The organism is Thalassospira sp. (assembly GCF_030690045.1).
GTDB lineage: Bacteria > Pseudomonadota > Alphaproteobacteria > Rhodospirillales > Thalassospiraceae > Thalassospira.
Window position 1 is genome coordinate 53,976 of sequence record NZ_JAUYHK010000010.1, and the last position, 25,861, is coordinate 79,836.

The window sequence follows — 25,861 nt, forward strand, 5'->3', positions numbered from 1 at the left end:
AACTGCTCCCGGAACAAAGACGGGCTTTGGGCGTTACATTTGCACGTCCCCAAAACAGCCGACGACAAGGAGCCCCTTATGCAAGAACAGATTGCGCTCGATATGCTTCGTCTTCGCCAGTCCCGCGATGATTGGGATTGCCAGATGCAGGGCCATTGCGCCCAACACAAAACCCAGATCGGCAATTTGCCGATCGAGATCACCGAGGCGTGGGACAATATGGACCGCTCGTGGCAGGACGTGGAACGCGAAGCCGGACCGGACAGCGAAACCGTATCGGAAACCGTGGCACGAAAATATCATGATGCGTCTAACCGCCTGAAAGACGTCTGGCGCAAAATCACGCCCGATTAAGACCCGATCAAGGCCCGTTTAAGGAAGGTCCCCCCTGAATGACAGAACATGTAAAAATGGCCCCGGACGATACCAACCGGGTTGGCCTGCACCAGACCTATCAGGATTGGGAACTGGGCCTTGCCGGATATTGCCGCGACAATCCCGACAATCTGCCTGCCGAGGCCAAACAGGCGTGGGATGACATGAATGCCGCCTGGGCCGACATCAAGGATTGCACCGGCAACGTTCCTGCGGAGGCCTGCCAGAAATTCCACGCCGCCAACGACCGCCTGCAAGACGTATGGCGCAAGATGGAAAACCAATAAAGGTGCGCCCCTTAATGGAGAGTGATCACCATGACATACGAATTGTGGATTCTGGTAACCTGTGCACTGTTGGGCCTGTTGTTTCCGTTTGTCTATAACTGGCATTATGGCAGGCAGGTCGGCGGCAAGGCCTTGTTGGGCAATCGTGATAATCTGCCGGAACGGACCGGCATTGCCGCGCGTGGCCACCGCGCCCATCAGAACCATCTGGAAAATCTGCTGCCTTTTGCGATTGTCGTTCTGGTCATCAACCAGGCCGGGATTTCAAACGCCATCACAATTTTTGGCGGATTGTTGTTTCTGATCGCCCGGATTGTCCATGCCACAACCTATATCGCCGGAATCCCCGGCCCGCGGTCAATTGCCTGGTTTGCGGGCCTGATCGGCACCCTGCTGGTGGCGTCGCAACTGGTTTATTATATCAGGTGAGGGCGATGCCGGGGGCGGTTTCGGATTGTTTTGGGGGACGTCATCGGGGCGGCATCCGCTCGAATGCCGGTAATGACACATCCATCCTGTCCCACGCATGGCCGCCGACGCTGTATGTCAGCACCTGCGGATTGAACAGGCCCGGATCATCAAGGCTGGCCGCGTGAACTGCGATCAGTTCCGGCATTGCCGTAAATGTCAGATAGACCGGCGTTCCGCAATCCGGGCAAAAAGCATGGATTTTTTCGTTGCCGCTGTCGCCCGTCATCCGCCAGCTTTTCGCCTCGCCCGTAATTGTCACATCGGCACGGCGCGGAAAGGTCAGATAGGACCCGTGTCCCGTGCCGCTGCGTTTCTGGCAATCGCGGCACTGGCAATGGTTCTGGAAAACAGGTTCGCTGGTTGTTTCATAACGGATCGCACCGCAGGCGCACCCGCCGCTATAAAGTTGGGTCATCGTTGTTCTCCTGTATCGGGTTTCACAATGAAGAGGCCGGGATTATTTCAAAGCGGATTAAGCGAACGGTTCAGCGCGATGACATCGGCATGAACATCGGCATAGGTCGGCTGACTGGCAAAAAGCCTGCCGTATCTTTCTCTCCATTCGTGGTCGCGGATTTTTTCCGCCTTGCCTTTGACCGCAGCCCTGATGCCTTCCAGCGTCTTTGCCGCATCGTAATCGCAACAATAGGCCGGGGTTGAAGGTTGCTGTCGCCACGATTCTTCAAGTGAACCCCCATCGACCGGATCAAACCCCATGTCATTCACCAGCCCCATGACGATCTGTTTGGCCCGGACATCATCGCCCGCAACGGGCAAGGCCAGCCGATCCGGTGCCCCCTTGGCCTTTCCCAGTTCAGAAAGCGCATAAAACATGATGCTGTTGAACGCCTTGAAGATGGGACGGCCAAGCTGCTGCGACACCCAGACACTTTCCGGCATACCGGCATCGATCTCTGCGATGCGGGGATCCCGCACATCGGGATAATAGTTTGCGGTATCGATGATCACGACATTTTCTGCCGCCCGGTCAAACAGATCGCCGGGCAGGCTGGTTATGGCGGGAAACGGCATGGATAACAGCACAACGTCCGCATCTTCCACCGCACCATAGATATCGGCAGCAACAGCGCCGATTTCATTTGCGAATTTCCGGACGGCCTCCGGACCGCGCGAATTGGCGACACGCACGCTGTGACCAGCTCTGCTCCATCCGACGGCAAGGGTTCCCCCCATTTCGCCAACGCCAATAATACCGATTTTCAAGACTTCACCTCTCTTGCATTTCAGAGACAGTGCGCAAACGGTCTGCTTATTGCCTCATTTTCTTGCTGGCAGGCTTCCTTGATGGTCACACCCAAAATCAGGCCGATTTCGGTTTGGCAAAAACATCAAGCCCATGCCCGGTTTCCAGAAAGGATTTCAGGCTGGAAAGAACGGCGGGCCAGCCTTTTTTGATGCCGTTTGCCATGCCGCTGCCCGCTTCGAGTTCATCATGGGTCACGGTCAAGCGGGCCATGTCCTCATATTCCTCGATCTCGAACGTCACCCGGCTGTGACTTGCCGGATCGTCAGCCTGCGACGCATTCGCCCAACTGATGACAAGGCGGGTCGGCGGCGAAATTTCGATAACCTTGCCAACCAGTTCGACGGTCCGTTCTGCATTGGCACGGATATGTTCCCATCCCGATCCGGGTTTCCAGTCGGAAACATTTTCGTGCCCCCAGTAACGCCGGGCGAGGTCCGGTTTGATGATGGCCTCAAACACCTTTTCCGGCGTTGACCGAATGAAAGTGACATAGACAAAGCTGGTCATCTCTTTCGTCATTCCTGTTCTCCTTCGAGTTCCTTTTTCAGATCGTGCAGCAGGCTCAGCCGCTGACGTTCAAATTTCCGGACCCACCGCTCATAGACTTCGTGAAGCGGCACGGGATTGATGAAATGCAGTTTTTCGCGGCCACGCCGGACAGTGCTGACCAGATTGGCGGCTTCCAGTATCTCAAGATGCTGTGTGGCCGATTGCCGCGCCATGTCCAGATTTTCGCAAAGCTGGCCCAGCGTCTGGCCGTTCTTCTCGCAAAGAAGGTCAAGCAGCTTTCTGCGGGTCGGATCGGCCAGCGCCTTGAAAAACCTGTCTGCGTGCATTGCTCTTACTCATCCTTGAAAACAAATTATGCAGGTAAATACCTGCATGTCAAGAGGGCGGATACAGGAAACCGGATATTTATACCGCGACAAGGCGACATGCCAGTTCCGCCAGCCGCACTGCCTTTGACAAAACCCTGCGGCTTCGCATACTTCATGGATTGCAGGAGGCCCAATATGCAAACGACCCTGCCCCCGCAACTTGAAGCCATGATCCGCGAAAAGGTTTACGCCATGCCTCATCCCCATCAAGATATCCCGGACAAAAACACTCCGACAAAGATCTTTAAAATCAGCCGTTTTTTCGGTTGGGTGTGCACTCTGGCAGCTTCTTACAATTTCCTCATTACTCCACTGATATGGTATCTGCCCGGCCCGTTTGGCGTCCTGCCCTCGGAAATTGCAAAACTGGCAGCGCTGACAGGCTGGCAACGAAATGCAACAATGATCATAATAATGATCCCCTCTATTATCGTGACTTATGGATTTTGGCGATTGAGGGCGATGTTTTTGGCCTTCGGCGAAAACCGCATTCTTGATCATAAGACGATTACTCATCTCAAAGTATTCTGTATCGCCTTAATAACTCAGTCCTTGCTGGCACCGATAGCAAAGGCCACCGGAACCGCCGTTATTGCGATTTTTACACGGCCGGAAGAAACACCGTTTTTTTCTGTTGCCTATCGAGAACATGAGGTTTCAAACCTGTTTCTTGGCATATTGCTGTTGGTAATCGCCTGGTTTTTTGACGAAGCGATCCGCGTCAAGGCCGAGAACGGGGAAGAACGAGTAAAATCTGTCAATTCTGAAATCCGTTAAAATTCACGGAGTTCAGCGTGAAACTTTGCTCCCAACTGGATGTCAGCCGGGCTGATTTACTTGAATTTTGCGAGGATACCCTATCATCTTCCTAATCCCACAGCCCGGCCACCGGGCAGCCCTCAAAGGATATGAAATCGTGACCTATGAATTATGGATTCTGGTGACCTGTGCGCTGCTGGGCCTGTTGTTTCCGTTTGTTTATAACTGGCATTATGGCAAGCAGGTGGGCGGCAGGGCCTTGCTGGGCAATCGGGACAATCTGCCGGAACGCACCGGCATTGCCGCGCGTGGCCACCGCGCCCATCAGAACCATCTGGAAAATCTGCTGCCTTTTGCGATTGTCGTTCTGGTCGTCAATCAGGCCGGGATATCAAACGCCATAACCGTCTTTGGCGCGGTATTGTTTCTGGTCGCCCGGATCATCCATGCCACAACCTATATCGCCGGAATCCCCGGCCCGCGCCCGATCGCCTATTTTGCGGGCCTGATCGGTATCCTGATGGTGGCGTCGCAACTGGTTTATTATATCAGGTGATCGCTCGTTCCGGCGGATTTGGGAAATCTGAACGGGGAAACAATCCGCCCCTCACGCCGGAACCGCATCCGTCAATCCCATGGCCTGGCGCAAATTTTCCCGGTCCGCGACAAGGTCCGATATGGTGTAACCGTCCAGCACGCTTAAAAACGCCTCAAGCGCACGGCCAATGATGCTTTGAAACCGGCAGACTTTGGTCAGGGGGCAGGTGTTGGTGTCTGGGTCAAAGCATTCGACCAGACAGCGCCCGAATTCGGTGGCGCGGACAATATCGCCGACATTGATTTCGGCGGCCGGTTTGGCAAGGCGGACCCCGCCATTACGCCCGCGCACAGTTTCCAGAAATCCGTGTGCCGCCAGTTTGTTGGCGATTTTGGCAAGATGCGCCTCGGACATGTTGCAGGCCCCGGCAATTTCGGCGACAGACGCCACCGCCCCGTCATTCACCGCACAAAACATCACCATCCGCATGGCGTGATTGGATCGAATTGTCAATTTCATTACCGTATCCTGAAAAGAAACCTGCAAGATGCCACTTTATCGCACACAGGACCGAACGGGATTGACATGCGTCAACATCATGCGGCAATCCATATGATAAATGGCGCATATAAAATTCCTCTTTTGTGCACAAGGCAGGTTTTGAATGTCAGAAGCCCTACAGACGGACGGTTCGCGTCTGTCGCATTTTCCGGTTTCGTTTTTTGCCATGGTGATGGGGCTGGCGGGGTTGACCCTTGCCCTTGCCGCCGCTGAAAAGGTTTTGAGAATCGCGCCCGGCGCATCCCTGGCAACGCTTGCGATGGCCGCAGTATGTTTTGTCGTGCTGGCGGCGTTTTATCTGACCAAGATGGCCCGCCATCCGCAAGATGTCGCCGCAGAATGGGCGCATCCGGTCCGCATCGCCTTTTTCCCGGCGGTTTCCATCTCGTTATTGTTGATTGCAACCGCGGTTCTGCCCTATGCGCCGGGAATGGCAAAGGGGTTGTGGATTGTTGCCGTTGCCCTGCAAGCCATCCTGACCCTGAGCGTTGTCGCCAACTGGATCGGCCATCGGGCCTTTCAGCCCATCCATCTGAACCCGGCATGGTTTATTCCCGCGGTCGGCAATGTCATTGTTCCGGTTGCCGGGGCCAGCATGGGGTTTGTTGAAATATCGTGGCTGTTTTTTTCGGCCGGGATCATGTTCTGGATTGTCTTGCTGACCCTTGTGGTCAACCGGCTGATTTTTCATGATCCGCTGCCCGGTCGCATGTTGCCGACCCTGGTAATCTTGATCGCCCCGCCCGCCGTCGCCTTTATCGCCTATGTCAAACTGGGGGGCGAGATCGATGCCTTTGCCCGCATCCTGATCAATATCGGCTATGTCTTTGCCGCCGTGGTGGCAACGCAATTGCCCAAATTCAAACGCCTGCCCTTTGCCCTGTCATGGTGGGCGCTGTCCTTTCCGGTTGCCGCCCTGACGATTGCATCGCTGATGTTTTCCGAAATGACCGGTTCGATGACCCATCGGGTGATTGGCCTTGGGTTGCTGGTGTTTTTGCTGGTTGTGGTTGCGGGGCTTTTGCTGCGCACTGCGGCGGCCATCCGGGCGAACGAGATTTGCAAACCCGAATAACAGATGCCACCGGCCCCAATCCGCCCCCCCGGATAAAGGACATGATCGCCCCGGCCGCAGGCACCTTGCGGCTGGGGGCCGGATTGTCGCTGTGCGCCGGTTTGTTATGGCCGTTGCAAGCCGGATGTGCGGCATGGGTGCTGGGCGAAATGGCGCATGGCCGGGGGCGCGAGTCCCTGACCGGGGTTTTGGGGTTCGTTGTGATTGCCGTTATGCGCAGCATTCTGGACGCCACCGGCAACAGAATTGCCCAGCGGGCCGCCCTTGGCGTGGTGCGCCGGGTGCGTCATATTCTGGCGGCCCATATTGCGCCTGACAGCAACCGGCACATCGCATCCGGCGCATGGGCGGCATTGGGATCGGACAAGATCGAGGCGTTACTGCCCTATCTGACCCGCTATCGCGCCGCCATCTGGCGGGTGGCGGTGGTGCCTTTGTGCCTGATCGCGATTACCGCCAGCATTTCGTGGGTGGCCGCCCTGATCCTGCTGGTTGCCGGGCCGTTGATCCCGCTTTTCATGGCGCTGGTCGGCATGGCCGCCAAAGAGGCCAGTTCGCGCCAGCTGGTGGAAATCGGCACGATGAATGCCCTGATGCTGGACCGGTTGCGCGGGCTTGTCGATATCCGGTTGCTGGGCGCGGTCGATCAGGTCGCCGGGGATTTCGCCACCGCCGCCGACCGCCTGCGCGGTCGCACCATGGCGGTTTTAAAGATTGCCTTTCTGTCATCGGCGGTGCTGGAACTGTTTTCCGCACTGGGTGTGGCGATGGTGGCGGTTTATGTCGGGTTTGGCTTGCTGGGCATTCTTGAATTTGGCACATGGTCCGGGCAGATGATGCTGGCGCAGGGGGTGTTTATCCTGATGCTGGCCCCGGAATTTTTCCAGCCCTTGCGCGATTTTGCAACCGCCTGGCACGACAGCGCCACCGCGCGCGCCATCATGGATGAAGCCGATGCCATTCTGGCCGAACCCCGTGGCGGATTTATCGGCACCGGCCAACAGGTTCCCACCCTGCCCGGTCCGGCCCGTGTGGTTCTGGACGGGGTGACATGCCGGGGCATTCACCTGCCCGGCCATCTTGAAATTGCACCGGGCGAAACCATTGCCATCACCGGGCCAAGCGGCGCGGGCAAAAGCACCCTTTTGGCCCTGATCGCCGGGTTATTGTCGCCCGATACCGGCACGATCACGGTGGCGGAACAGCCCCTGAACGATTTCACCGCCGATGGCTGGCGGGCGCGGATCGCCTGGGTCAGTCAACAGCCGCACTTTATTTCCGGGTCGTTGCGGGCCAATGTTGCCTTTGCCGGAGATGTCACCGATATCGCCAGAATCCGTCACGCCCTGACCATCGCCGCCGCCCTGCATATTCCCGGGCTCCTTCCCGGCGGGCTGGATGCCCGTCTGGGCGACACCGGATATGGTGTTTCAGGCGGCGAAGCCCGGCGTCTTGCCGTGGCGCGGGCGGCCTTTATGGGGCGGGATGTCATTCTGGCCGACGAACCCACCGCCCATCTGGACGGCGAAACCGCCGAAGCGGTTCTGAACGGTCTGTTGCATCTGGCCCAAGGCGGGGCCACCCTGATCGTCGCCACCCATGATCCGCGCGTCATGGCGCGTCTGGGACGTCAGATTACCCTGACGGAGGCCCGATGAAAGCCCTGATCCTGATCCTTGGCCTGTTCTGGCGCGAACACCGGGCGGCCTTTCTGACCGGCACCGGGTTGATGATGCTGGCCCTGTTGTCGGGTATCATCCTGCTGGGCCTGTCGGGCTGGTTCATTACCGCCTGTGCACTGGCCGGAATGGCGGGGGTTGGCATCGGATTTGATTTTTTCCGCCCCAGTGCGGCTATTCGTTTTCTGGCGATTGCCCGCACAGCGGCCCGTTATGGCGAACGCCTGACCACCCATGACGCTACCTTGCGGTTTCTGGCGACCTTGCGGTTACGGGTTTTTCGCATGATTGCCGCCCGGCCCTTTGCGATTTTGGGGCATTTGCGGCGCAGTGCCGCGCTTAACCGCCTGACCACCGATATCGACGCGCTGGATCTGGTGTATTTGCGGCTGGTGGCCCCGGCCCTGACATTGGTTGTGATGCTGATCCTGGCCGCCCTGTTGCTGTTCTGGCTGGTCAGTCCGGCAATTGCCGTCTGGGTTGTCGGATTGTATGGCGGCATGGCGGTGATTGTGGTCGGCGGCACGATCCATGCCAGTCGCCGGGTCGCCCGGCGGCGTGCCTTTGCGCTTGAGGCCATCCGGGTGCGTTTTGCCGATCTGTGCGACGGGGCGATCGAACTGGCGATGTCGGGGCGGCTTGGCGATCAGGCCGACAGGATTGCAAAGGCCGGTGAAACGGCGGAAACGGCCGCCCTTGGCATGGACCGGATCGATACCATCGCCGGGATCGCCTTGCAAATGACCGTCGCCCTTGCCGCCGCCGGGGCGTTGCTGATTGCGATTTTGCACGACATCCCGGTTGAAATCACCGCCATTGCCGTTTTTGGTGCCCTTGCGATGGGCGAAGGCCTGATGCCGTTGCGGCGCGGGGCGCTGGATCTGGGCCGGGCGATGCTGGCCGCACGGCGGGTTATGACCGGCGAAACGGGGCCTGCCACCATCGTTGCAAATGCGGATATTTTTGCCGCCTCGCCCGCGCATCTGGTCGTGGATCAGGTGCGGTTTGTCCCCGATGGCGCCTGCGCACCGGTTTTGACCGACCTGTCATTTCGCCTTGAACCGGGGCAATGGGCGGCCCTGACCGGCCCCAGCGGTTGTGGCAAAAGCACCGTTCTGGCCCTGATCACGGCCATGCAGGCACCAACCGGCGGACAGGTTCTGATCGGCCCGCACCGGGTTGGCGACCTGTCCGAAGATGTGTTGCGACGGCACGTTGCCCTGTTGCCGCAACGTGCCAGCCTGTTTGCCGGAACGCTGGCCGAAAATTTGCGCCTTGCCGATCCGTCCGCCACCGATGACGATCTGTGGGACGCCTTGCGTCTGGTCATGCTTGATCAGGTCGTCGCCCGGCGCGGCGGGCTGGATTTTGCACTGGGCGAAGGCGGATCGGGGCTTTCGGGCGGTGAAATGCGTCGTCTGGCGCTGGCCCGCGTCATTTTGCGCCAATCACCCATCCTTCTTCTGGATGAACCGACCGAGGGGCTGGATTCCGCCACCGCCCGGCAGGTGATGGAAAATTTGCGCCGCCATCTGGCCGGTAAAATCGTCCTGACCGCCAGCCACCGGGCCGAAGAACGCGACATCGCCGATTTCTGCATCGCCATCGGGCGACAGGATGCTTCCTCATAAAAGAAGATTTTTATATACGTCTTTTTTAATATAATTGATCTGGATCATGGCGAACATTGCCTGCCCCCGTAAATATCAGGCCATAAACCGGTATTTACAATTCCGGTTTTAGGTCCCGCTCACGAGGGTTATCATCATGGAAATAGACATTGTGTCGCTGTCCCGGCTGCAATTTGCCATGACAGCGATGTATCACTTCCTGTTCGTACCCCTGACACTTGGCCTGTCTGCCATTCTGGCGATTATGGAAACCGTCTATGTCATGACGGATCGCCCGATCTGGCGTCAGATGACCAAGTTCTGGGGTACTCTTTTTGGTATCAATTTTGTTTTGGGGGTGGCCACCGGCATCACCATGGAATTCCAGTTCGGCATGAACTGGAGCTATTACAGCCATTATGTCGGCGACATTTTCGGCGCCCCCCTTGCCATTGAAGGCCTGATGGCCTTTTTCCTTGAGGCAACCTTTGTCGGCCTGTTCTTTTTTGGCTGGAACCGGATGTCAAAGGTCGGCCATCTGATTGCAACATGGGCGGTTGCCCTGGGGTCGAACCTGTCGGCATTATGGATTCTGGTCGCCAATGGCTGGATGCAGAATCCGGTCGGATCGGTGTTCAACCCCGAAACCATGCGCATGGAAATCACCAGTTTCTATGACGTGATTTTCAACGAGGTTGCCCAGGCCAAATTCGTCCATACGGTTTCGGCCGGATATGTCACCGCATCGGTTTTCGTGCTGGGCGTTTCGGCATTGTATCTTTTGCAGGGACGCCATACCGGTCTGGCCCGCCGTTCCATTGCGATTGCCGCCAGTTTCGGTCTGGCATCGGCCCTTTCGGTGGTCGTTCTCGGCGATGAATCAGGTTATTCCGCCACCAGCCACCAGAAAATGAAACTCGCCGCGATGGAAGGCATGTGGGAAACCGAAGAAGCCCCCGCCGCCTTTACCCTGATTGGCATGCCCGATCAGGATGCCCGCGAAACCCATTACGCCATCAAGATTCCCTATGTCATGGGCCTGATCGGCACCCGCAGCCTGACCACCGAACTGCCCGGTATCAATGATCTGGTGATCGAGGCCGGGGACCGGATCAGATCGGGTATCATCGCCTATGACGCCCTGATGCAGATCCGCGCCGAACGGGCGGCGGTTGATCCTGCTGTTCGCGATGTTTTTGAACAGCATGGCCGCGATCTTGGCTATGCCCTGTTGCTCAAACGCTATGTCGATGATCCGCGTCAGGCAACGGCGGCCCAGATCGAACAGGCCAGCCTTGATACCGTGCCGATGGTCGCCCCACTATTCTGGACCTTCCGCATCATGGTCGGGCTGGGTTTCTTCTTTATCGGCCTGATGGTGTATTTCTTCTGGAAAAGCTCTTTTGGCACCGGCGAAATCGGACGGCGCGCCTTGTGGGTGGCGGTATGTGCCATTCCCCTGCCGTGGATTGCCGCCGAAATGGGCTGGTTCGTTGCCGAATATGGCCGTCAACCCTGGTCGGTTGAGGGGGTTTTGCCCACGGCGGTTGCCGTCAGTCATCTGGGCGTCTGGGAAGTTGCCCTGACCCTGACCGGGTTTGTTGTCTTCTATACCGTGCTTTTGGTGATCGAGATGTCCCTGATGGTCAAATATATCCGCAAGGGCCCGTATCTCGACATTGAACCCGTTCAATCCTGGAACGCGGCACAAGACCGTATGCTTGCATCCGGCGCGCCACGTCCCGGCCCTTATCTGGCGGAGTAAGACCATGATCCTCTATGAATTGATTGATTATGAAGTGCTGCGCCTGATCTGGTGGGTCTTGCTCGGTGTCTTGCTGATCGGTTTTGCCGTTACCGACGGTTTTGATCTGGGGGTGGCGACCTTGCTGCCCTTTGTCGGACGCAGCAATCTGGAACGCCGGGTGGCGATCAATACGGTCGGTCCGGTCTGGGAAGGCAACCAGGTGTGGTTCATTCTGGGCGGCGGGGCGATTTTCGCCGCCTGGCCGCCGCTTTATGCCGTCAGTTTTTCCGGCTTTTATCTGGCGATGTTTGTTGTGCTGGCGGCCCTGATCCTGCGGCCGGTTGCCTTTAAATATCGCTCGAAACGGGATTCTGCGGCATGGCGGACCGGTTGGGACTGGGCATTGTTTATCGGCGGTGCTGTTCCGCCGGTGATTTTCGGGGTTGCCATCGGCAATGTGTTGCAAGGGGCCCCCTTCCGTCTGACCGATGATCTTTTGCCGATCTATGAAGGCAGTTTCTTTGCCTTGCTGGATCCGTTCTCGCTGTTATGCGGGCTGACATCGCTGGCGATGATTGTCATGCATGGCGGGGCGTGGCTGGGATTAAAGGCCGATGGCATTGTCGCGGTGCGCGGACGCCGTTACGGGATGTGGGCGGCCCTTGCCGTCATTGTCCTGTTCGCGCTGGCCGGGGTCTGGTTGGCGATTGGCGGGATTGAGGGATACAGTTTTATCTCGCCGCCCGCACCCGATGGCCCGTCCAATCCGCTGTTTAGCGAAGTTGTCCGACAGGGATCCTGGCTTGTCGCCTATGCCGACCGGCCCTGGATCATCATTGCCCCGGCCCTTGGTTTTCTGGGCGCGGCGGGGGCGGCAATCGGCCTTGCCACGCGCTGGGAAATCACCACGTTTCTGGCCTCGAAACTGTCGGTTGTCGGCATTATTTCTACCGTCGGCCTGACCATGTTTCCCTTCATCCTGCCCAGCAGCATCGACCCGAATTCCAGCCTCACGGTCTGGGATGCCAGCTCCAGCCACCAGACCCTGTTTATCATGCTGGTGGTCACGGTGTTGTTCCTGCCCATGATCCTTGCCTACACCGCCTGGGTTTACAAGGTGCTGTGGGGCAAGGTGGACGAGGCATCGGTGACGGCGGAATCCGATTCCGTTTACTGACAGAACAAGGAGAAAAACAATGTGGTATTTCGCCTGGATACTCGGACTTTCCGTCGCAATGATGTTTGCCGTCATTAACGCCATGTGGCTTGAAAGCCGCAACGATGCCCGCCGCCGCACAGCAGCGGGGCACTAGGCAAGGGAGGGTGCCGGCGCTCCCGCCTGCACCCTTTCTTGCTGATTTCAGACGAAGGAGAGAGACAATGCATTCTGACACCCGGACATGCGGCCATGGACAGGGACGACACGGCAAAGGCTGTGCGGGTCATGGTCATGGCGGGCGCGGCGGCCACGGGCACCGCAATCGTGCGACTGAAACCGAAACCGCCACGGAAACCCATATCTGCCGCCGCCTTCTGCTGCAAAATACCGATGCCGAAACCGGCGCATTCGCCAATCCGACTGCCGATGCCGCCACACTGGATGACGCGCCATCCCTAATGGCGCACGGCCCCCGGCGTCATTTGCACCGGCGTTTGCGCAATGGCAGCTGTTGCGCCGAAGCCCGCGGATAACAACAGCCCGCCCGCACCGGACCCCACGCCGGTCTGCGCAAACCAAAACGGCGCGCCCCATGGACGCGCCGTTTTGTCGTTTACAATCGTGGAAACCTTATTCCCACTCAATCGTTCCCGGCGGTTTGGAGGTATAGTCATAGGTCACGCGGTTAATGCCATTGACCTCGTTGATGATCCGGTTGGCGATTGTGCCAAGGATTTCCGGCGGGAAGGCGAAATAATCCGCGGTCATGCCGTCGGTTGAAGTCACAGCGCGCAGCGCACAGGCATAATCATAGGTCCGGCCATCGCCCATCACGCCAACAGTGCGCACCGGCAACAGGACGGCAAAGGCCTGCCAGATTGCGTCATACAGGCCCGCATTGCGGATTTCCTCAAGGTAAATCGCATCGGCCTTGCGCAGGATATCCAGTTTTTCCTTCGTAATCGGCTGTCCCGGAATACGAATGGCAAGGCCCGGTCCGGGGAACGGGTGGCGGCCGACAAAGCTGTCGGGCAGGCCCAGTTCCCGGCCCAGATTGCGCACTTCGTCCTTGAACAATTCGCGCAGCGGTTCCACCAGTTGCATATTCATGCGTTCGGGCAAACCGCCGACATTATGGTGCGATTTGATCGTCACCGACGGGCCGCCGGTGAACGACACGCTTTCGATCACATCGGGGTAAAGCGTGCCCTGTGCAAGGAACTGGGCGCCGCCAATCTTTTTGGCTTCGGCCTCGAACACTTCGATAAACAGGCGGCCAATGGTCTTGCGTTTGACCTCGGGGTCGGTTTCGCCTTCAATCGCGCCAATAAAGGTGTCGGATGCATCAACATGTACCAGCGGAATATTGTAATGATCGCGAAACAGCGTCACCACCTGTTCGGCCTCGCCCGCCCGCATGAAACCATGATCGACAAACACGCAAGTCAATTGTGCGCCAATCGCCTCGTGGATCAGAACGGCGGTGACAGAACTGTCCACCCCGCCCGAAAGACCGCAAATCACCTTGCCATCGCCAACCTGGGCGCGGATTTTGGCAATCGCATCATCCTTATAGGCATTCATCGTCCAGTCGCCAGAACATCCGGCAACCCCGTGCACAAAGTTTTTCAACAATTGTGCGCCATGCGGCGTATGGACGACTTCGGGGTGGAACTGCACGCCATAGAATTTTTTGGCATCATTGGCAATCACCGCACAGGGCGCCCCATCTGATTTGCCGACCATGCGGAATCCTTCGGGCAGGGCATCCACGCGGTCGCCGTGGCTCATCCAGACCTGTTCGCGGGCGCCCACCGACCAGATGCCGTGAAACAGCGCGCAATCTTCGGTCACATCGACAAAGGCGCGGCCAAATTCGCGGTGGTCGGATGTTTCCACCTTGCCGCCCAGCTGGTTGACCATGGTCTGCTGGCCATAACAAATACCCAGAACCGGAATGCCCATGGCAAAGACCTTGACCGGGGCCGCCGGGGCCTGATCCCAATGGACCGAGGCCGGGCCGCCAGACAGAATGATGGCCTTTGGCGCAAAATCATCCAGAAAGCTGTCAGAAACACTGTTGAAAGGGTGGATTTCGCAATAAACGCCGCTTTCGCGCACACGCCGCGCAATCAGCTGGGTTACTTGCGATCCGAAATCAATAATCAGCACGCGATCCGTCATCGGGCCGGTTCTCCGTCAAGGATGGGAATGCGCCGTACATACGTCAAACCACCCGTCGCGGCAACCCGGCGCATAACGGCCCGGACGGAGAAAAATCGGTCAGGATCAGAAACAGGGCGATGTCTTTTCGGCAATAACGGCAGAAATTGCCGCAATTGACCCTTGAAATTGCACAATTGGTCCCTTTTTCGTGCGCAATGTCGCAATAGAGTGGTTTGCATTGGAGCGCAGACCAAACCGCGCCCGCCCCGCAACAAGATAAGGGACACAAGACAATGACTCAGACCAAAGGCAGTAAAATCGCGCTTGTCGTTGCAGGCGTGCTGGTAATTGCCGGTGTGGCAATTGCCGTCAGCATGTCCCAAAGCGACGACCCCGCCCCGGCAATGCCCGGAGCCACCAGCGATCCCGCCAGCCCGATGGCCCCCGCACCGGGCGATACCGGCACAGGCACCGCACCGGTCACCCCGGCCCCGCAACCGGGCATGGGCGATAACCCTGCGGCTGATCCATCGGCCCCGCCGCCCCCGCCCGCAATGGGCGATGAAGCACCGGAGTCCGGCGATACGCCACAGGATCTGATGCCCGATAGCGGCGGTGAAAATCAGCCAACCGAAGGCGAAGCCCCCCGCACGGAATAAGTGGCGAGCCAAAGCGTGAAATAAATTCGCGTTCCCTGCAAAGACAGAATGCCCTGATCCGCCAAGCGCGGTCAGGGCATTTTTGTGGCGACATGCGACATCACGCCGGTTTGCGGCGATGATGTCGCCCCGCGCCATCAGCGGGCATTCCCCTTGGTGGTGCGCTCAAACACCGCAATGAAAAACCCGTCCGTGCCATGCACATTGGGCGACAGACGCAGCCACGGCTTGTCCTTGCCACCCGGTACGGGCACAGATTGCGGGGCATCGGGCCAGATTTCCGAAACCGGCACCGGCCTGAAATCCTTGCGATCCCGCATGAATGTATCAATCAGCCGTTCGTTTTCGTCGGCCAGGATCGAACAGGTGGCATAAATCAACCGCCCGCCCTTGGTCACCCGTGCTGCCCCGGCTTTCAGCAATTTGCTTTGCTGTGCTGTCAATTCGCGAATCTCGCGTTGCCCGATGCGCCAGCGCAGCGCCGGATTACGCCGCAAGGTGCCCAGCCCCGAACAGGGAACGTCCAGCAAGACCCGGTCAAAAAAGCCCGATTTGCTGCGCAGCCAGCTATCACGTTCATCGGAAATGATGCGTTGCTGGATGCAATCCCCGGCCCCGGCGCGTTTGGCGCGCTTGCGCGCATTATCAAGGCGTGCAGCATGGGTATCACAGGCCAGAATACGGCCCTTGCCGCGCATGTCGGCCGCAATGCCAAGGGTCTTGCCGCCGCCGCCCGCACACATATCAAGAACCCGCATGCCCGGTTTGGCATCGACCAGCCGCACACAGATTTGCGAGGCTTCGTCCTGAATTTCAATCAGGCCGTCCTTATAGGGCTTGGTCACCAGCATATTGAGGCCCAACGGCAAGCGCAGGCCATTGGTGGCATATTGCAATCTGGTGATGTTCTTGATGCCGTCTTCGGTCAGTTCACGGATGGCGGTGTCGATATCGCCGCGCAGGGTATTGACCCGCAAATCCAGCTTGGCCGGTTTGTTATAGGCCGCCATTTCGGCCGCCAGATTTTCGTGATGCAGCTTTAAAAGCTCGGTATACAGCCATTTTGGCAATTCGGTCTTGACCGCCCCCGGTTGCCCGTCATGGTCCAGCGATTGCCCTTCAAGCCGTTTGACCAGGCCGGTTTCCGACGGGGCCAGTGTGGCCGGGCAGAATTCCTCGCCATTGAACAGGCCGGGAAATTCATCGGCCTTGGTGCGGCTGAACAGGGCCAGTTCGGCAATCATCCGGGCGCGGCCATCCTGACTGTCATGATTGACCTCGGCCAGCCACCAGCCCAGACGGGCCTGATGACGGATCAGGTTATAGAACCGTTCACTGATATCGCGGCGATCACTGCCGCCGATATAGCGGCGCGAACCGAAATAGCCCGACACGATGCGATCTGCGTCGTCTCGGGTGTGGGTCCAGCCGTCATAAATTTCAATAACGGCAGCGATGCGTGCACCGGGTTTCAAAGCGAATTTCCAAACCTGTCTGATACCGGGGTTTCCCCCGCGATAAATAAAGCGGTGACGGCAGAACCGCCTGCCGTCACCTGAAATCTCTGAAAACCGGGCCTTTCGTGTGTCACCCCGCGCAAGGCGGACATGACGTTTTCAGGCAAATCACGGTTTTAACACATACTGGCGGGCTGATAGCACGACTTTGGCTTTTATCCAACCACGTCAAACGCGGGTCTGGCACGCCGTCCTGTCATTCTGCCTGCCTCGCTTATGACCCGCCGGGGCGATAATTCGGGGCTTCGCGGGTGATCGTCACATCATGGGTGTGGCTTTCGCGCAGACCGGCATTGGTGATGCGGACAAATTCGGTCCGTTCAATGAAATCGGCAAGGGTTGCCGACCCGGTATAGCCCATCGCCGCCTTAAGCCCGCCCACCAGTTGATGAATAATCTGACCGGCCGGGCCTTTATAAGGCACGCGGCCTTCAATGCCTTCGGGCACCAGTTTCAGATTGTCCTGCACATCCTGCTGGAAATAACGGTCTGCCGATCCGCGGGCCATCGCCCCCACCGATCCCATCCCGCGATAGGATTTATAGGACCGCCCCTGATACAGAATGACTTCGCCCGGTGCCTCGTCCGTCCCGGCCAGAAGCGAACCGACCATACAGGTCGCCGCCCCGGCCGCCATTGCCTTGGCAATGTCGCCGGAAAACTTGATGCCGCCATCGGCAATGATCGGAACGCCGTGTTTGTTGCCTTCTTCGGCGCAATCCATGATCGCGGTCAATTGCGGCACGCCGACACCGGCAACAATGCGGGTGGTGCAGATCGACCCCGGCCCGATCCCGACCTTGACCGCATCGGCCCCGGCATCGGCAAGGGCACGAACGGCGGCGGCCGTTGCGACATTCCCGGCAATCACATCAATATTGCCATATTGCGCCTTGATCCGCTCGACCGCCTTGATCACGCCTTCGCTATGACCATGCGCGGTGTCGATCACCAGAATATCCACGCCCGCCTCGATCAGGGCGACGGCCCGTTCAAATCCGCTATCCCCGACCCCGGTGGCGGCGGCGGCACGCAGGCGGCCACTGGCATCCTTGCAGGCATTGGGGTGCAGTTTGGCTTTTTCGATATCCTTGACCGTGATCAGCCCGACGCAGCGATAGGCATCATCCACCACCAGCAATTTTTCAATGCGGTGTTGATGCAGCAATTTCTTGGCTTCTTCGGTATTCACATTTTCCGTCACCGTGACCAGATTCTCATACGTCATCAGTTCGGAAACCGGTTGCGCACGGTTCGAGGCAAAACGCACATCGCGGTTGGTCAGAATCCCGACCAGCTTTTTCGAGTCCCGTTCAACAACCGGAATGCCGCTGATTTTGTTGATATCCATCAGGGCCAGCGCATCGGCCAGTGTCTGATCAGGATGAATGGTGATCGGATTGACCACCATGCCCGATTCAAATTTCTTGACGCGGCGGACTTGCTCGGCCTGAAGGGCGATATCCAGATTTTTGTGAATCACACCAATCCCGCCGCATTGCGCCATGACAATCGCCATCGGGCTTTCGGTCACCGTATCCATTGCCGATGACAATAACGGAATCCGGAGATCAATATTGCGGGTGATTCTGGTGTTGGTCTGAACCTGCGACGGCAGTACGGAACTGGCTGCGGGTTTGATCAGGACATCGTCAAATGTCAGGGCTTCTGCGATACGGGACATGTGCGCCACCTCGTTAAATAGAGTTGGCGCGGAACTTATACATGTTCTTGCGTCTGTGCCAAGCTTTTGCCGGGCAATTCTGCCCTGTTATTTTATTGCTGCATTGCTGCGACGTTTCCGTTAGATACTGGTCGATGGGGCTGCTATCTGGCACAGGATAACCGCCCCGTCTTTCCCCGTATCGACATCAGCCCGCCGTTACCACCTGTTCAACGAACTGCCGGACATCCTGATCGAGGATGTGCGCCTGTTGTTGCAAATGCCCGGCGGCCCCCCTGACCTGACTGACGGCATCGCCGGATTCCGTGGTCTCGCGGGCAACATCGTGAATGATTTCGGCAATGCGGCGCATCCGGGTGACGGCCGCGTCGATCCGGCGGCTGATATCTTCCACCACCTCGCCCTGCTGACGGACGACTTCGGCAATATGGCGGGTGCTGCTGTCGATTTCCTCGATATTGTCGTTAATGGCGCGCACCGCACTGACCGCTTCGCGTGTCATGTTTTGCATGGCGCCGATTTCACCAATCACATCCTCGGCCGCGCGGGCCGTCTGATTGGCAAGGTTTTTGACCTCCGTCGCGACCACGGCAAATCCCTTGCCTGCTTCTCCGGCCCGTGCCGCCTCGATCGTGGCATTCAGCGCCAGAAGATTGGTCTGTTCGGCAATGTCGGTAATCAGGCCAACCACCCCGGCCACCCGGTTTGCCACTTCGTTCAATTCATCAATCCGCTGTCCGGCAAGGGCCGCACGGCGCACGGCGGCTTCGGCCATGCCCGCCGATCCGCTGATCTGACTGCCGATATCGCGGATCGAGGCGCTAAACTGCCCGGTCGCCGCCGCAATCCCGTCAAGGGCGGTGCTGCTTTCCCCGGTGGCTTGCCGTACATGTTCGGCCTGCTGGCTGATATCGTTGATCCGGGTCGCCAGGGATTGCGAATTGTCGGATAATTGCCCGGCGGCACTGGACACCGAACTGACCACCTGTCCGATATTGTCGCCGATTTTCCCGGCACTGGTGGCAAAATTGCGGGTTTTGCCATCCATCGCCGTCAGGGCGGCATTGACCTTGGCGGCATAATCGATGAAATCGCCGCGCAAGCCAGCCGGCAGGATTTTCCGATAATAGGCCCCGCGTGCCGCATGTTGCATCGCCCCCGATGCTTCCTTGGTAAAGGCTTCGGTCAGATCCAGCAAATTATTGATGCTGCACATCAAGGGCGTCAGATCGCCCGCCTGATCGCGGTTGTTCAACCGTGCATCCATCGCCCCGGCGGCGGCGGCATCAATCACCGCCTTGCTGTGGCGCAAGGCGCGGTCGAATGCGGTGATACCGGCAAAAACCAGCGCAATCACCCCCAGAACCACCCCCCCGGCCCCGATCAGAGCCATGCCGGATACTGTCGCCCCACTGATCGCCCAGCCTGTCAGGGCCAGTTGCGCAATCCCGGCCAGAATCAGCAACAGGCGCAGATTATAAAGTGTGAACAAATTCGTCATAATTCATGCCCTGTTGCGCCATTACGGATTTAAACATCTCAAGCCCACGGGCCATGCCATCGCGGCGGTTCTGCTCGGTTTCTTCTTCGGCCCGCAACCGGGTATAAAGCGCACTGACCGCCGCCACCGCCTCGCGGCGCGGGCGACGGCGATTGGAATGAAAGGCGCGAATGGCCCCGTTGCTGTCAAAGGTTGGCGTCACATTGGCCAGAACCCAGTAATGATCGCCATTGGCACAACGATTGACGACATAGGCGAAAATTTCCTCGCCCCTTGCGATGGTTTCCCACATCACCGCATAAACACAGCGCGGCATATGCGGATGCCGGATGATGCTGTGCGGCTGGCCCAGAACATCGCGTTCGCGATATCCGGCGATTTTCAGAAAAATGTCATTGGCATAGGTAATCCGGCCTTTGGGGTCGGTTTTGCTGACGATAATCTCGTCATCGGCAAAATGCCGTTCGACCCCGGTCAGGTGAATATTGTCCCGTTGCATCTTGATAATCCCCAGAGAAGCGGCAGCTGTAACGCGCAGGCTCTTGCGGCCATATCGCATCCTTCCGGGTTCTGCCCCACGCCGAACCCGGACATACCATCCAGTGGTATAATCAATCGATATAACCTTACGGAAAGTACGGGGACTTGATTTGGCGCAAATGATCGCGGGAATATTTGGTTTTTTTGAAAAACAACCCTGAGTGCGCAATGCACCCCTATAAAAAACGCGCCCCGTTCAAAAGGCGCGTTTTATTCTGGCAACGGCATCGACGAAATCCGGTTGTCTTTAATCCTGATCGTCGGGCGTCCACAGTTTTTCCGGTGGCAATTCGGCATTGGCGATGTCTTCGGCGGCATTGTTCTGGCCCCGGAATCCGGTGGCGATCAGATACATTTCCGGGCTTTCGGCACGCGACGAGGGCGGTTTGGCGTGTTTGGCAACGCGAAACAGCTTTTTGACATGCGCCAGCAAATCATTTTCCGTGCCGCCCTTGAACACCTTGGCGATAAAAATGCCATCGGGGGCAAGGACTTCTTCGGCGAAATAAATCGCATGTTCGACCAGATCAATGATGCGGATATGATCGGTGCCGCGATGGCCGGTGGTTGGCGGCGACATATCGGAAATCACCGCATCGACCGGGCCTTGCAAGGCATGTTTGATCATGGCGGGCGCATCAGGATCCAGAAAATCGGCCTGCAAACAGGTTGCACCCGACACACCTTCCCATTCGGCGATATCAAGGCCCACCACCTGACCCTGCCCGCGTTCCGAACCGACCATATTGACCGCCACCTGCGTCCAGCCGCCCGGTGCCGCCCCCAGATCGACCACCCGCATGCCGGGGCGCAGCAAATCAAACTGATTGTTGATTTCAATCAGTTTGAAGGCCGCCCGCGACCGATAGCCCAGCCGACGTGCTTCCTGCACATAAGGGTCGTTCAACTGACGATCCAGCCAGCGGGTGGAGGAAATCTTGCGGCCCTTGGCACTTTTGACACGGGTGCGCAAACCACGGCGTGCCCCGGTATCAATGGCGGCAATGGCCGATCCCTTGCGACGGCCTCCGCCGCCTTTTCCGCTTCCGCTGCGATTTTCGGTCATAATGCTGGTACTTTTCCGATCAAAACGGGTAAGGCCGGGGTGAGGCAAACATCGGTTTGCGGTTACAGTCCGGCTGAAATATCGGGCACTATATGACGGCGTGCCGCGTTGGGGTCAATAGCATGACCGTCGGCACGCATCAAATCGACAAGGATTCCCTCGCGCAGACCGCGGTCTGCGACCTTGAGCGTCGCCAGCGGCCATATATCGCGAATGGCGGCAAAAATCGCCGCCCCGGCATCCATCAGTTCGGCCCGCTGATTGCCAATACAGGGATGGCCCTGCCGTTTGTCGCTTTCCATGCGCAACAGCAATTCCGTCACCCGTTCGGCATCGTCAAACCGCAAATCCGATCCATCGACCTTGTGGCGTTCATAGCGTTCAAGGCCAAGGGCAATGCCGCAAAAGGTCGTCACCGTGCCCGATGTGCCGATCATCTGCACCCTGTTGTCGTCCAGAATATCCGAACAGCAATTACGCGCCGCGAAATCTTCCAGGCGGCTGCGGATTTCGGCCCGCATCGCCCCAAACCGTTCGCGCCGGTCAGCAATATGGGCATACCGTTCGGTCAGGCACAAAACCCCGCACGGCATGGATAATGTATCGATGCTGTGGGTATCGCCATCCTGCCCGACCTCGATCCAGCAAATTTCCGTACTGCCACCGCCAATATCAAACACAATGCCATAAGGCCGGTCATCAAGCAGCGCCGAACAGGCCTGCAAGGCCAGACGGCTTTCTTCCTCGGCATGGATGATGTGCAACTGGATGCCGGTTTCGGCCCGGACACGGGCGACAAATTCATCGCGGTTTTCGGCCGACCGGCAGGCCTCGGTCGCCACGGCATATAATTTTGCGCCCGGATGCTTGTGCAATTTGCGCGCACAGATTTTCAGGGCCTCTATCGCCCGCTCCATCGCCGGTTCGCACAAATACCCTTTTTCGCGCACCCCCTCGCCCAGACGCACCACCCGCGAAAACGCATCCAGCACCTTGAACCCGTCCTTGCAGGGCCGGGCGACCAGAAGACGGCAATTGGAACTGCCCAGATCAATCGCGGCATAAAGCGCACTGGTACTGGCACCGGCACTGGCGGCACCGGCGACACCCGCGACAACAGTGCCGCCTTCGGGCGCGACGGGCCCGGACGGTCTGTTATGACGGATGGTGTGGTTCACGGTGCCGGTTCCTTGTTTTGGGTGATCAGGGTTCATATCGGGCGCGCAAAATACGCAAAATCTTTCGGATCAGTCATCCGACTCTATCATATGAGTTTAACGACAAAGCAACGCAACGCAAATCCCCCATTGCGCGTATGGATAAAAGGATTTTTTTGCCCGGCGGGCGATTGCCCGAAAAAAGGACTTGCAAAAGCCCGAACGGTTTACTAAACACCGCTGCACGCCACGCGGCGTCCAAGGCCCTGCTGGGGAATAGGTTAATGGTAGACCCGCGGACTCTGACTCCGCTAGTCCTGGTTCGAGTCCAGGTTCCCCAGCCATCCTTCGCCTTGACAGGCTCCGGCCCGGATTTTCCCACAAAACATTTCTGCCGATTGAAAATGGATTTGCCCGCTGCAAACCATTGCGCGCCCCCTGCTGCCCGTTATAAATATTCAGATCATTTGAATTTGAACTGGCAGGAGACGCAACATGGACCGCTTTACCGGTGGCTGTCTGTGCGGTGATGTCCGAATTGTCGCGTCGGGGCATCCAGACCGGGTTGGCCTTTGCCATTGCCTTGATTGCCGCAAGCATCACGGTGCCCTTTTTCACGCATCGGCGGTGTTTCCCGAGGATGCCGTGACGATTGAGGGCGAAACACGCGACTATGCCGGGCGGTTTTTCTGCCCTCGCTGCGGATCGTCGGTTTTCTCACGCAGCCCCGGCGAAATCGAACTGCATCTGGGATCTCTTGATACCCCGGACCAGCTAAAGCCCACCTACGAACTCTGGACCATCCGCCGTGAATCCTGGTTGCCGCCGGTACCGCTGGCGCAACAATATGGCCGTGACAACGACGCTACGGATCGTTCCGGGGAATAGCCCGGACAAACCAGCTGTCGGCTTTTTTTTCAGGCACAAATATCTTCGGGAATTGAACGCGGAACAATCCTGTCAATATCCGCGCCAACCTCCCGGCGGGCTTCCATTATGTCATGGGTATTTTGCAGATGCAGCCAGTACCCGTCCGACACCTGAAAATAGCGACATAACCGCAAATCGGTATCGGCGGTAATGCCGCGCCGCCCGCGAATGATTTCACTGATCCGGTTGGCCGGAACACCAATCGCCTGCGCCAACGCATTTTGCGACAGTCCCAATGGTTCCAGAAATTCTTCGTTCAGGATATCACCGGGATGTGGATTTTTCAAAAGCCGGGTCATTTCAACACCTGTTTCCTGTTCAGTGATAGTCGGCAATTTCAACGTCATAAGCCTCGCCATCCTGCCAGACAAAACAAAGACGCCATTGATCGTTAATCCGGATGCTCATTTGCCCCTTGCGATCCCCTTTCAGGGATTCAAGCCGGTTCCCCGGCGGATTTTTGAGGTCATCTGTTGTTTTTGAGGCATCAAGCTGACGCAATTTGCGCAAGGCTCGATCCTGCATGTCTTCGGGAAACGCCCTGACGGTAATACCATTCCATATTTTCAAGGTATGTTTGCAAGCAAAAGACTGGATCATCCTGCTATCCCCATCATAGCAATTATATGATTTCCGTACAACATCATTTCAGCGCCAGCAAGATTCACAACAAAAAACAGGGCGGCGAGGAAGAGTCGATGAGGAAAAATCGTCGCCTTCTAATGCTATATCCCGAGTGATGCCATAACGCCAAAGTTCCTCTGGTGGGACATGCAGAGCATGTCATTGCAGCTATTTCAGTAGCAGACTCTTGGTCGCCATTTAGCTCAGCCGTCAAAACACCATTGGCTTCAAATCGATCTGAAATTATCCACCTTACAACATTCCGGACAACAACGGAGGTATTCCGAAACAATCACCAACCGCTCACATTCACCTCGTCACAGCCATAAATGCGCTGCCACCGAGCAAAAACGATCCGCCTGCATAGCCCATCACTTTGCGCGCGCGTAAACTTTGGAATTGCTGCCGAACCTGAACAGCTAGCAATGCATAGCTCATCAAAACACCAAACACGACCAAGCATGAAGTCACCATTAATACCAAAAACTGCGGTAGTGCTGGTGCGCTTGGGTTTATGAACTGGGCCAAAAACGCGACATAGAACATGATCGCCTTTGGGTTAAGAGCCCCGGTCAAGAAACCCGCGCGCCAGCTTGCAGACTGCTGTAGCAAATTGGCATTCTCATCAGCGGCCAAGTCATCACTTCCAAGCCTGCGAGCAGCTAGCAACTGGGTTACACCAAGCCAGAACATGTAAGCCACCCCGGCCCATTTCAGAACAAAGAATGCTTCTGCAGAAGCTGCTAAGATCAAACCCAGCCCAGCATATGCAGTCGCCATCACCACAACGCCGCCAGCGATATCACCCAACACGCAATACATTGCAGCCTTCAGCCCGCGCGAAAGGGAATGCCCGATAACCATAAAAACAGAAGGCCCAGGTATCAGCGAGATTACGGTGTAAGCCGCGATATAGGTCAGCCAAATTTCCAAATTCATAGTCGCCACCCTTTTCGAGTTTATTCAAGCTTGAAATAGCATGATATGAACCGCCCTTAATATTAACCTGCATGTATCCATTTTCGCATGCCGATTGAATGAATGAAGACCGGATCGTCGCGATTTCGTTGAAGCTGTTGCGGCCGGATAGTGTTGCTGTTTCTGGCACGGTGGTTCTTTGTTGTAGAAGAGATGCAACGTCTTGCACCTCACTCCCAAAGACATGACAGAGGTGCGGCGGCAAGTATTTCTCCGAACGGTATGATATCGGTGCCGTCATAAAGCACGACGCCACAGGCGAAGCGGTCCTTGCATGCGTCAGTCAGCACCCGCAAGCCTGCAAAATCGCTGGATTTCACAGCGGCACTGGCTTTCACCTCGATCCCGACAATCATACCGTCATCACGTTCCAACACAATATCCACTTCGTGATTCTGATGATCGCGGAAATGATACGGTGTCAACCACAGACCGGAAGCAGTCATGAGTTTCTGGACTTCCGAAAAGACGAAACTTTCCAAAAGCGCACCGAAGGTTCGGCGATCCGCTTTGACCCGGTCAAAACCCAGTCCGCGCATCGCCGCAAGAAGCCCGCTGTCAAGAAAATGCAATTTGGGCGTATTGGACAGCCGTTTCAGCGCGTTCATATGCCAAGGTTGAAGCTGGGAGACG

The 25,861-nt window shown here is 57.4% G+C and carries 29 protein-coding genes, 1 tRNA gene and 1 pseudogene; 15 read left to right on the forward strand and 16 right to left on the reverse strand.

Features of this window, described 5'->3' with window-relative positions:
- Positions 1-78: 78 nt before the first annotated feature.
- The 3 genes from Q8O73_RS04835 to Q8O73_RS04845 are packed head-to-tail and all read left to right on the forward strand — an operon-like array spanning position 79 to position 1,091.
- Entirely contained in the window at positions 79-354 is a 276-nt protein-coding gene (locus Q8O73_RS04835; protein ID WP_305555779.1) for a hypothetical protein, read from the forward strand.
- 38 nt (positions 355-392) lie between these two features.
- Complete coding sequence (locus Q8O73_RS04840; RefSeq protein ID WP_305555782.1) at positions 393-662, forward strand: hypothetical protein; 270 nt, start codon at positions 393-395, stop codon at positions 660-662.
- A gap of 30 nt (positions 663-692) precedes the next feature.
- Entirely contained in the window at positions 693-1,091 is a 399-nt protein-coding gene (locus tag Q8O73_RS04845; protein ID WP_305555785.1) for an MAPEG family protein, read from the forward strand.
- Positions 1,092-1,131: 40 nt separating this feature from the next.
- On the opposite strand, the gene Q8O73_RS04850 is transcribed toward Q8O73_RS04845, so the two are convergent.
- The 4 genes from Q8O73_RS04850 to Q8O73_RS04865 all read right to left on the reverse strand — a co-directional run bounded on the left by Q8O73_RS04850 (position 1,132) and on the right by Q8O73_RS04865 (position 3,236).
- Complete coding sequence (locus Q8O73_RS04850; RefSeq protein ID WP_305555788.1) at positions 1,132-1,548, reverse strand: GFA family protein; 417 nt, start codon at positions 1,546-1,548, stop codon at positions 1,132-1,134.
- 47 nt (positions 1,549-1,595) lie between these two features.
- A complete protein-coding gene (locus Q8O73_RS04855) occupies positions 1,596-2,357 on the reverse strand; it encodes an NADPH-dependent F420 reductase (RefSeq protein WP_305555791.1) in 762 nt (253 codons plus the stop codon).
- 97 nt (positions 2,358-2,454) lie between these two features.
- Positions 2,455-2,919, reverse strand: a complete 465-nt coding sequence (locus Q8O73_RS04860; RefSeq protein ID WP_305555794.1) for an SRPBCC family protein — start codon at positions 2,917-2,919, stop codon at positions 2,455-2,457.
- The gene (locus Q8O73_RS04865) at positions 2,916-3,236 is read right to left on the reverse strand and encodes a helix-turn-helix transcriptional regulator (protein WP_305555797.1); all 321 of its coding nucleotides are present in this window, start codon (positions 3,234-3,236) and stop codon (positions 2,916-2,918) included. The genes Q8O73_RS04860 and Q8O73_RS04865 overlap by 4 nt, the downstream gene beginning before the upstream one ends.
- 177 nt (positions 3,237-3,413) lie before the next feature.
- Here Q8O73_RS04865 and Q8O73_RS04870 point away from each other — a divergent pair, with 177 nt between their 5' ends.
- Positions 3,414-4,055, forward strand: a complete 642-nt coding sequence (locus Q8O73_RS04870; RefSeq protein ID WP_305555800.1) for a DUF2975 domain-containing protein — start codon at positions 3,414-3,416, stop codon at positions 4,053-4,055.
- Positions 4,056-4,194: 139 nt separating this feature from the next.
- Complete coding sequence (locus Q8O73_RS04875; protein WP_305555803.1) at positions 4,195-4,593, forward strand: MAPEG family protein; 399 nt, start codon at positions 4,195-4,197, stop codon at positions 4,591-4,593.
- A 51-nt stretch (positions 4,594-4,644) separates the two neighbouring features.
- On the opposite strand, the gene Q8O73_RS04880 is transcribed toward Q8O73_RS04875, so the two are convergent.
- Positions 4,645-5,094, reverse strand: a complete 450-nt coding sequence (locus Q8O73_RS04880; RefSeq protein WP_305555806.1) for an Rrf2 family transcriptional regulator — start codon at positions 5,092-5,094, stop codon at positions 4,645-4,647.
- A gap of 145 nt (positions 5,095-5,239) precedes the next feature.
- Here Q8O73_RS04880 and Q8O73_RS04885 point away from each other — a divergent pair, with 145 nt between their 5' ends.
- From Q8O73_RS04885 to Q8O73_RS04915, 7 genes are all read left to right on the forward strand, one after another.
- Positions 5,240-6,211 carry an SLAC1 anion channel family protein gene (locus tag Q8O73_RS04885; RefSeq protein WP_305555809.1) on the forward strand — a complete coding sequence of 324 codons (972 nt, stop codon included), beginning with the start codon at positions 5,240-5,242 and terminating at the stop codon, positions 6,209-6,211.
- 41 nt (positions 6,212-6,252) lie between these two features.
- On the forward strand, positions 6,253-7,869 hold the full coding sequence (cydD, locus tag Q8O73_RS04890) for a thiol reductant ABC exporter subunit CydD (RefSeq protein WP_305555812.1): 1,617 nt from the start codon (positions 6,253-6,255) through the stop codon (positions 7,867-7,869).
- Positions 7,866-9,521: an amino acid ABC transporter ATP-binding/permease protein gene (locus Q8O73_RS04895; protein ID WP_305555815.1), complete on the forward strand. Its 1,656-nt coding sequence runs from the start codon at positions 7,866-7,868 to the stop codon at positions 9,519-9,521. The genes cydD and Q8O73_RS04895 overlap by 4 nt, the downstream gene beginning before the upstream one ends.
- Positions 9,522-9,657: 136 nt before the next feature.
- Complete coding sequence (locus Q8O73_RS04900; RefSeq protein WP_305555818.1) at positions 9,658-11,265, forward strand: cytochrome ubiquinol oxidase subunit I; 1,608 nt, start codon at positions 9,658-9,660, stop codon at positions 11,263-11,265.
- A 4-nt stretch (positions 11,266-11,269) separates the two neighbouring features.
- A complete protein-coding gene (cydB, locus tag Q8O73_RS04905) occupies positions 11,270-12,424 on the forward strand; it encodes a cytochrome d ubiquinol oxidase subunit II (RefSeq protein WP_305555821.1) in 1,155 nt (384 codons plus the stop codon).
- Positions 12,425-12,443: 19 nt separating this feature from the next.
- Positions 12,444-12,560: a cytochrome bd-I oxidase subunit CydX gene (gene cydX / locus Q8O73_RS04910; RefSeq protein WP_305555824.1), complete on the forward strand. Its 117-nt coding sequence runs from the start codon at positions 12,444-12,446 to the stop codon at positions 12,558-12,560.
- A 67-nt stretch (positions 12,561-12,627) separates the two neighbouring features.
- Positions 12,628-12,939 (forward strand): hypothetical protein, encoded by a 312-nt coding sequence (locus Q8O73_RS04915; protein ID WP_305555827.1) that lies wholly within the window; start codon positions 12,628-12,630, stop codon positions 12,937-12,939.
- Between the two features lie 97 nt (positions 12,940-13,036).
- Here Q8O73_RS04915 and guaA read toward each other — a convergent pair whose 3' ends face one another.
- Positions 13,037-14,590 carry a glutamine-hydrolyzing GMP synthase gene (gene guaA / locus Q8O73_RS04920; protein WP_305555829.1) on the reverse strand — a complete coding sequence of 518 codons (1,554 nt, stop codon included), beginning with the start codon at positions 14,588-14,590 and terminating at the stop codon, positions 13,037-13,039.
- A 275-nt stretch (positions 14,591-14,865) separates the two neighbouring features.
- Here guaA and Q8O73_RS04925 point away from each other — a divergent pair, with 275 nt between their 5' ends.
- Entirely contained in the window at positions 14,866-15,231 is a 366-nt protein-coding gene (locus tag Q8O73_RS04925; protein WP_305555832.1) for a hypothetical protein, read from the forward strand.
- Positions 15,232-15,368: 137 nt separating this feature from the next.
- On the opposite strand, the gene Q8O73_RS04930 is transcribed toward Q8O73_RS04925, so the two are convergent.
- From Q8O73_RS04930 to Q8O73_RS04955, 6 genes are all read right to left on the reverse strand, one after another.
- Positions 15,369-16,706 carry an RsmB/NOP family class I SAM-dependent RNA methyltransferase gene (locus tag Q8O73_RS04930; protein WP_305555835.1) on the reverse strand — a complete coding sequence of 446 codons (1,338 nt, stop codon included), beginning with the start codon at positions 16,704-16,706 and terminating at the stop codon, positions 15,369-15,371.
- 256 nt (positions 16,707-16,962) lie between these two features.
- A complete protein-coding gene (guaB, locus tag Q8O73_RS04935) occupies positions 16,963-18,432 on the reverse strand; it encodes an IMP dehydrogenase (protein ID WP_305555838.1) in 1,470 nt (489 codons plus the stop codon).
- Between the two features lie 187 nt (positions 18,433-18,619).
- Positions 18,620-19,933: a methyl-accepting chemotaxis protein gene (locus Q8O73_RS04940; RefSeq protein WP_305555841.1), complete on the reverse strand. Its 1,314-nt coding sequence runs from the start codon at positions 19,931-19,933 to the stop codon at positions 18,620-18,622.
- A complete protein-coding gene (locus tag Q8O73_RS04945; protein WP_305555844.1) occupies positions 19,908-20,432 on the reverse strand; it encodes a PAS domain-containing protein in 525 nt (174 codons plus the stop codon). Before Q8O73_RS04945 ends, Q8O73_RS04940 begins: the two co-directional genes overlap by 26 nt.
- A 288-nt stretch (positions 20,433-20,720) precedes the next feature.
- On the reverse strand, positions 20,721-21,539 hold the full coding sequence (locus Q8O73_RS04950; RefSeq protein ID WP_305555847.1) for an RlmE family RNA methyltransferase: 819 nt from the start codon (positions 21,537-21,539) through the stop codon (positions 20,721-20,723).
- Between the two features lie 62 nt (positions 21,540-21,601).
- Positions 21,602-22,717, reverse strand: coding sequence for a Ppx/GppA phosphatase family protein (locus tag Q8O73_RS04955; protein ID WP_305555850.1), 1,116 nt, complete (start codon positions 22,715-22,717; stop codon positions 21,602-21,604).
- A gap of 249 nt (positions 22,718-22,966) precedes the next feature.
- Between Q8O73_RS04955 and Q8O73_RS04960 the strand changes: the two genes are divergently transcribed.
- Together Q8O73_RS04960 and Q8O73_RS04965 are read left to right on the forward strand one after the other, a co-directional pair.
- Positions 22,967-23,040, forward strand: a tRNA-Gln gene (locus Q8O73_RS04960).
- A 151-nt stretch (positions 23,041-23,191) separates the two neighbouring features.
- The gene (locus Q8O73_RS04965; protein WP_305555853.1) at positions 23,192-23,584 is read left to right on the forward strand and encodes a GFA family protein; all 393 of its coding nucleotides are present in this window, start codon (positions 23,192-23,194) and stop codon (positions 23,582-23,584) included.
- A gap of 29 nt (positions 23,585-23,613) precedes the next feature.
- On the opposite strand, the gene Q8O73_RS04970 is transcribed toward Q8O73_RS04965, so the two are convergent.
- The 4 genes and pseudogenes from Q8O73_RS04970 to Q8O73_RS04985 form a co-directional block, all read right to left on the reverse strand.
- The gene (locus Q8O73_RS04970; RefSeq protein ID WP_305555856.1) at positions 23,614-23,973 is read right to left on the reverse strand and encodes a HigA family addiction module antitoxin; all 360 of its coding nucleotides are present in this window, start codon (positions 23,971-23,973) and stop codon (positions 23,614-23,616) included.
- The gene (locus Q8O73_RS04975; protein ID WP_305555859.1) at positions 23,945-24,226 is read right to left on the reverse strand and encodes a type II toxin-antitoxin system RelE/ParE family toxin; all 282 of its coding nucleotides are present in this window, start codon (positions 24,224-24,226) and stop codon (positions 23,945-23,947) included. Before Q8O73_RS04975 ends, Q8O73_RS04970 begins: the two co-directional genes overlap by 29 nt.
- A gap of 333 nt (positions 24,227-24,559) precedes the next feature.
- On the reverse strand, positions 24,560-25,189 hold the full coding sequence (locus Q8O73_RS04980; protein WP_305555861.1) for a LysE family translocator: 630 nt from the start codon (positions 25,187-25,189) through the stop codon (positions 24,560-24,562).
- A 209-nt stretch (positions 25,190-25,398) separates the two neighbouring features.
- Positions 25,399-25,848: pseudogene (locus Q8O73_RS04985) on the reverse strand (DUF4143 domain-containing protein); the annotation flags it as partial.
- Between the last annotated feature and the right edge of the window lie 13 nt (positions 25,849-25,861).

Bases quoted from the DNA above. Each gene is read 5' to 3' on its own strand.
- Q8O73_RS04835 (WP_305555779.1), top strand. From the start codon at position 79: ATGCAAGAACAGATTGCGCTCGATATGCTTCGTCTTCGCCAGTCCCGC.
- Q8O73_RS04840 (WP_305555782.1), top strand. From the start codon at position 393: ATGACAGAACATGTAAAAATGGCCCCGGACGATACCAACCGGGTTGGC.
- Q8O73_RS04845 (WP_305555785.1), top strand. From the start codon at position 693: ATGACATACGAATTGTGGATTCTGGTAACCTGTGCACTGTTGGGCCTG.
- Q8O73_RS04850 (WP_305555788.1), bottom strand. From the start codon at position 1,548: ATGACCCAACTTTATAGCGGCGGGTGCGCCTGCGGTGCGATCCGTTAT.
- Q8O73_RS04860 (WP_305555794.1), bottom strand. From the start codon at position 2,919: ATGACGAAAGAGATGACCAGCTTTGTCTATGTCACTTTCATTCGGTCA.
- Q8O73_RS04865 (WP_305555797.1), bottom strand. From the start codon at position 3,236: ATGCACGCAGACAGGTTTTTCAAGGCGCTGGCCGATCCGACCCGCAGA.
- Q8O73_RS04870 (WP_305555800.1), top strand. From the start codon at position 3,414: ATGCAAACGACCCTGCCCCCGCAACTTGAAGCCATGATCCGCGAAAAG.
- Q8O73_RS04880 (WP_305555806.1), bottom strand. From the start codon at position 5,094: ATGAAATTGACAATTCGATCCAATCACGCCATGCGGATGGTGATGTTT.
- Q8O73_RS04885 (WP_305555809.1), top strand. From the start codon at position 5,240: ATGTCAGAAGCCCTACAGACGGACGGTTCGCGTCTGTCGCATTTTCCG.
- cydD (WP_305555812.1), top strand. From the start codon at position 6,253: ATGATCGCCCCGGCCGCAGGCACCTTGCGGCTGGGGGCCGGATTGTCG.
- Q8O73_RS04895 (WP_305555815.1), top strand. From the start codon at position 7,866: ATGAAAGCCCTGATCCTGATCCTTGGCCTGTTCTGGCGCGAACACCGG.
- Q8O73_RS04900 (WP_305555818.1), top strand. From the start codon at position 9,658: ATGGAAATAGACATTGTGTCGCTGTCCCGGCTGCAATTTGCCATGACA.
- cydB (WP_305555821.1), top strand. From the start codon at position 11,270: ATGATCCTCTATGAATTGATTGATTATGAAGTGCTGCGCCTGATCTGG.
- cydX (WP_305555824.1), top strand. From the start codon at position 12,444: ATGTGGTATTTCGCCTGGATACTCGGACTTTCCGTCGCAATGATGTTT.
- Q8O73_RS04915 (WP_305555827.1), top strand. From the start codon at position 12,628: ATGCATTCTGACACCCGGACATGCGGCCATGGACAGGGACGACACGGC.
- guaA (WP_305555829.1), bottom strand. From the start codon at position 14,590: ATGACGGATCGCGTGCTGATTATTGATTTCGGATCGCAAGTAACCCAG.
- Q8O73_RS04925 (WP_305555832.1), top strand. From the start codon at position 14,866: ATGACTCAGACCAAAGGCAGTAAAATCGCGCTTGTCGTTGCAGGCGTG.
- guaB (WP_305555838.1), bottom strand. From the start codon at position 18,432: ATGTCCCGTATCGCAGAAGCCCTGACATTTGACGATGTCCTGATCAAA.
- Q8O73_RS04940 (WP_305555841.1), bottom strand. From the start codon at position 19,933: ATGACGAATTTGTTCACACTTTATAATCTGCGCCTGTTGCTGATTCTG.
- Q8O73_RS04945 (WP_305555844.1), bottom strand. From the start codon at position 20,432: ATGCAACGGGACAATATTCACCTGACCGGGGTCGAACGGCATTTTGCC.
- Q8O73_RS04950 (WP_305555847.1), bottom strand. From the start codon at position 21,539: ATGACCGAAAATCGCAGCGGAAGCGGAAAAGGCGGCGGAGGCCGTCGC.
- Q8O73_RS04965 (WP_305555853.1), top strand. From the start codon at position 23,192: ATGGACCGCTTTACCGGTGGCTGTCTGTGCGGTGATGTCCGAATTGTC.
- Q8O73_RS04970 (WP_305555856.1), bottom strand. From the start codon at position 23,973: ATGACGTTGAAATTGCCGACTATCACTGAACAGGAAACAGGTGTTGAA.
- Q8O73_RS04975 (WP_305555859.1), bottom strand. From the start codon at position 24,226: ATGATCCAGTCTTTTGCTTGCAAACATACCTTGAAAATATGGAATGGT.
- Q8O73_RS04980 (WP_305555861.1), bottom strand. From the start codon at position 25,189: ATGAATTTGGAAATTTGGCTGACCTATATCGCGGCTTACACCGTAATC.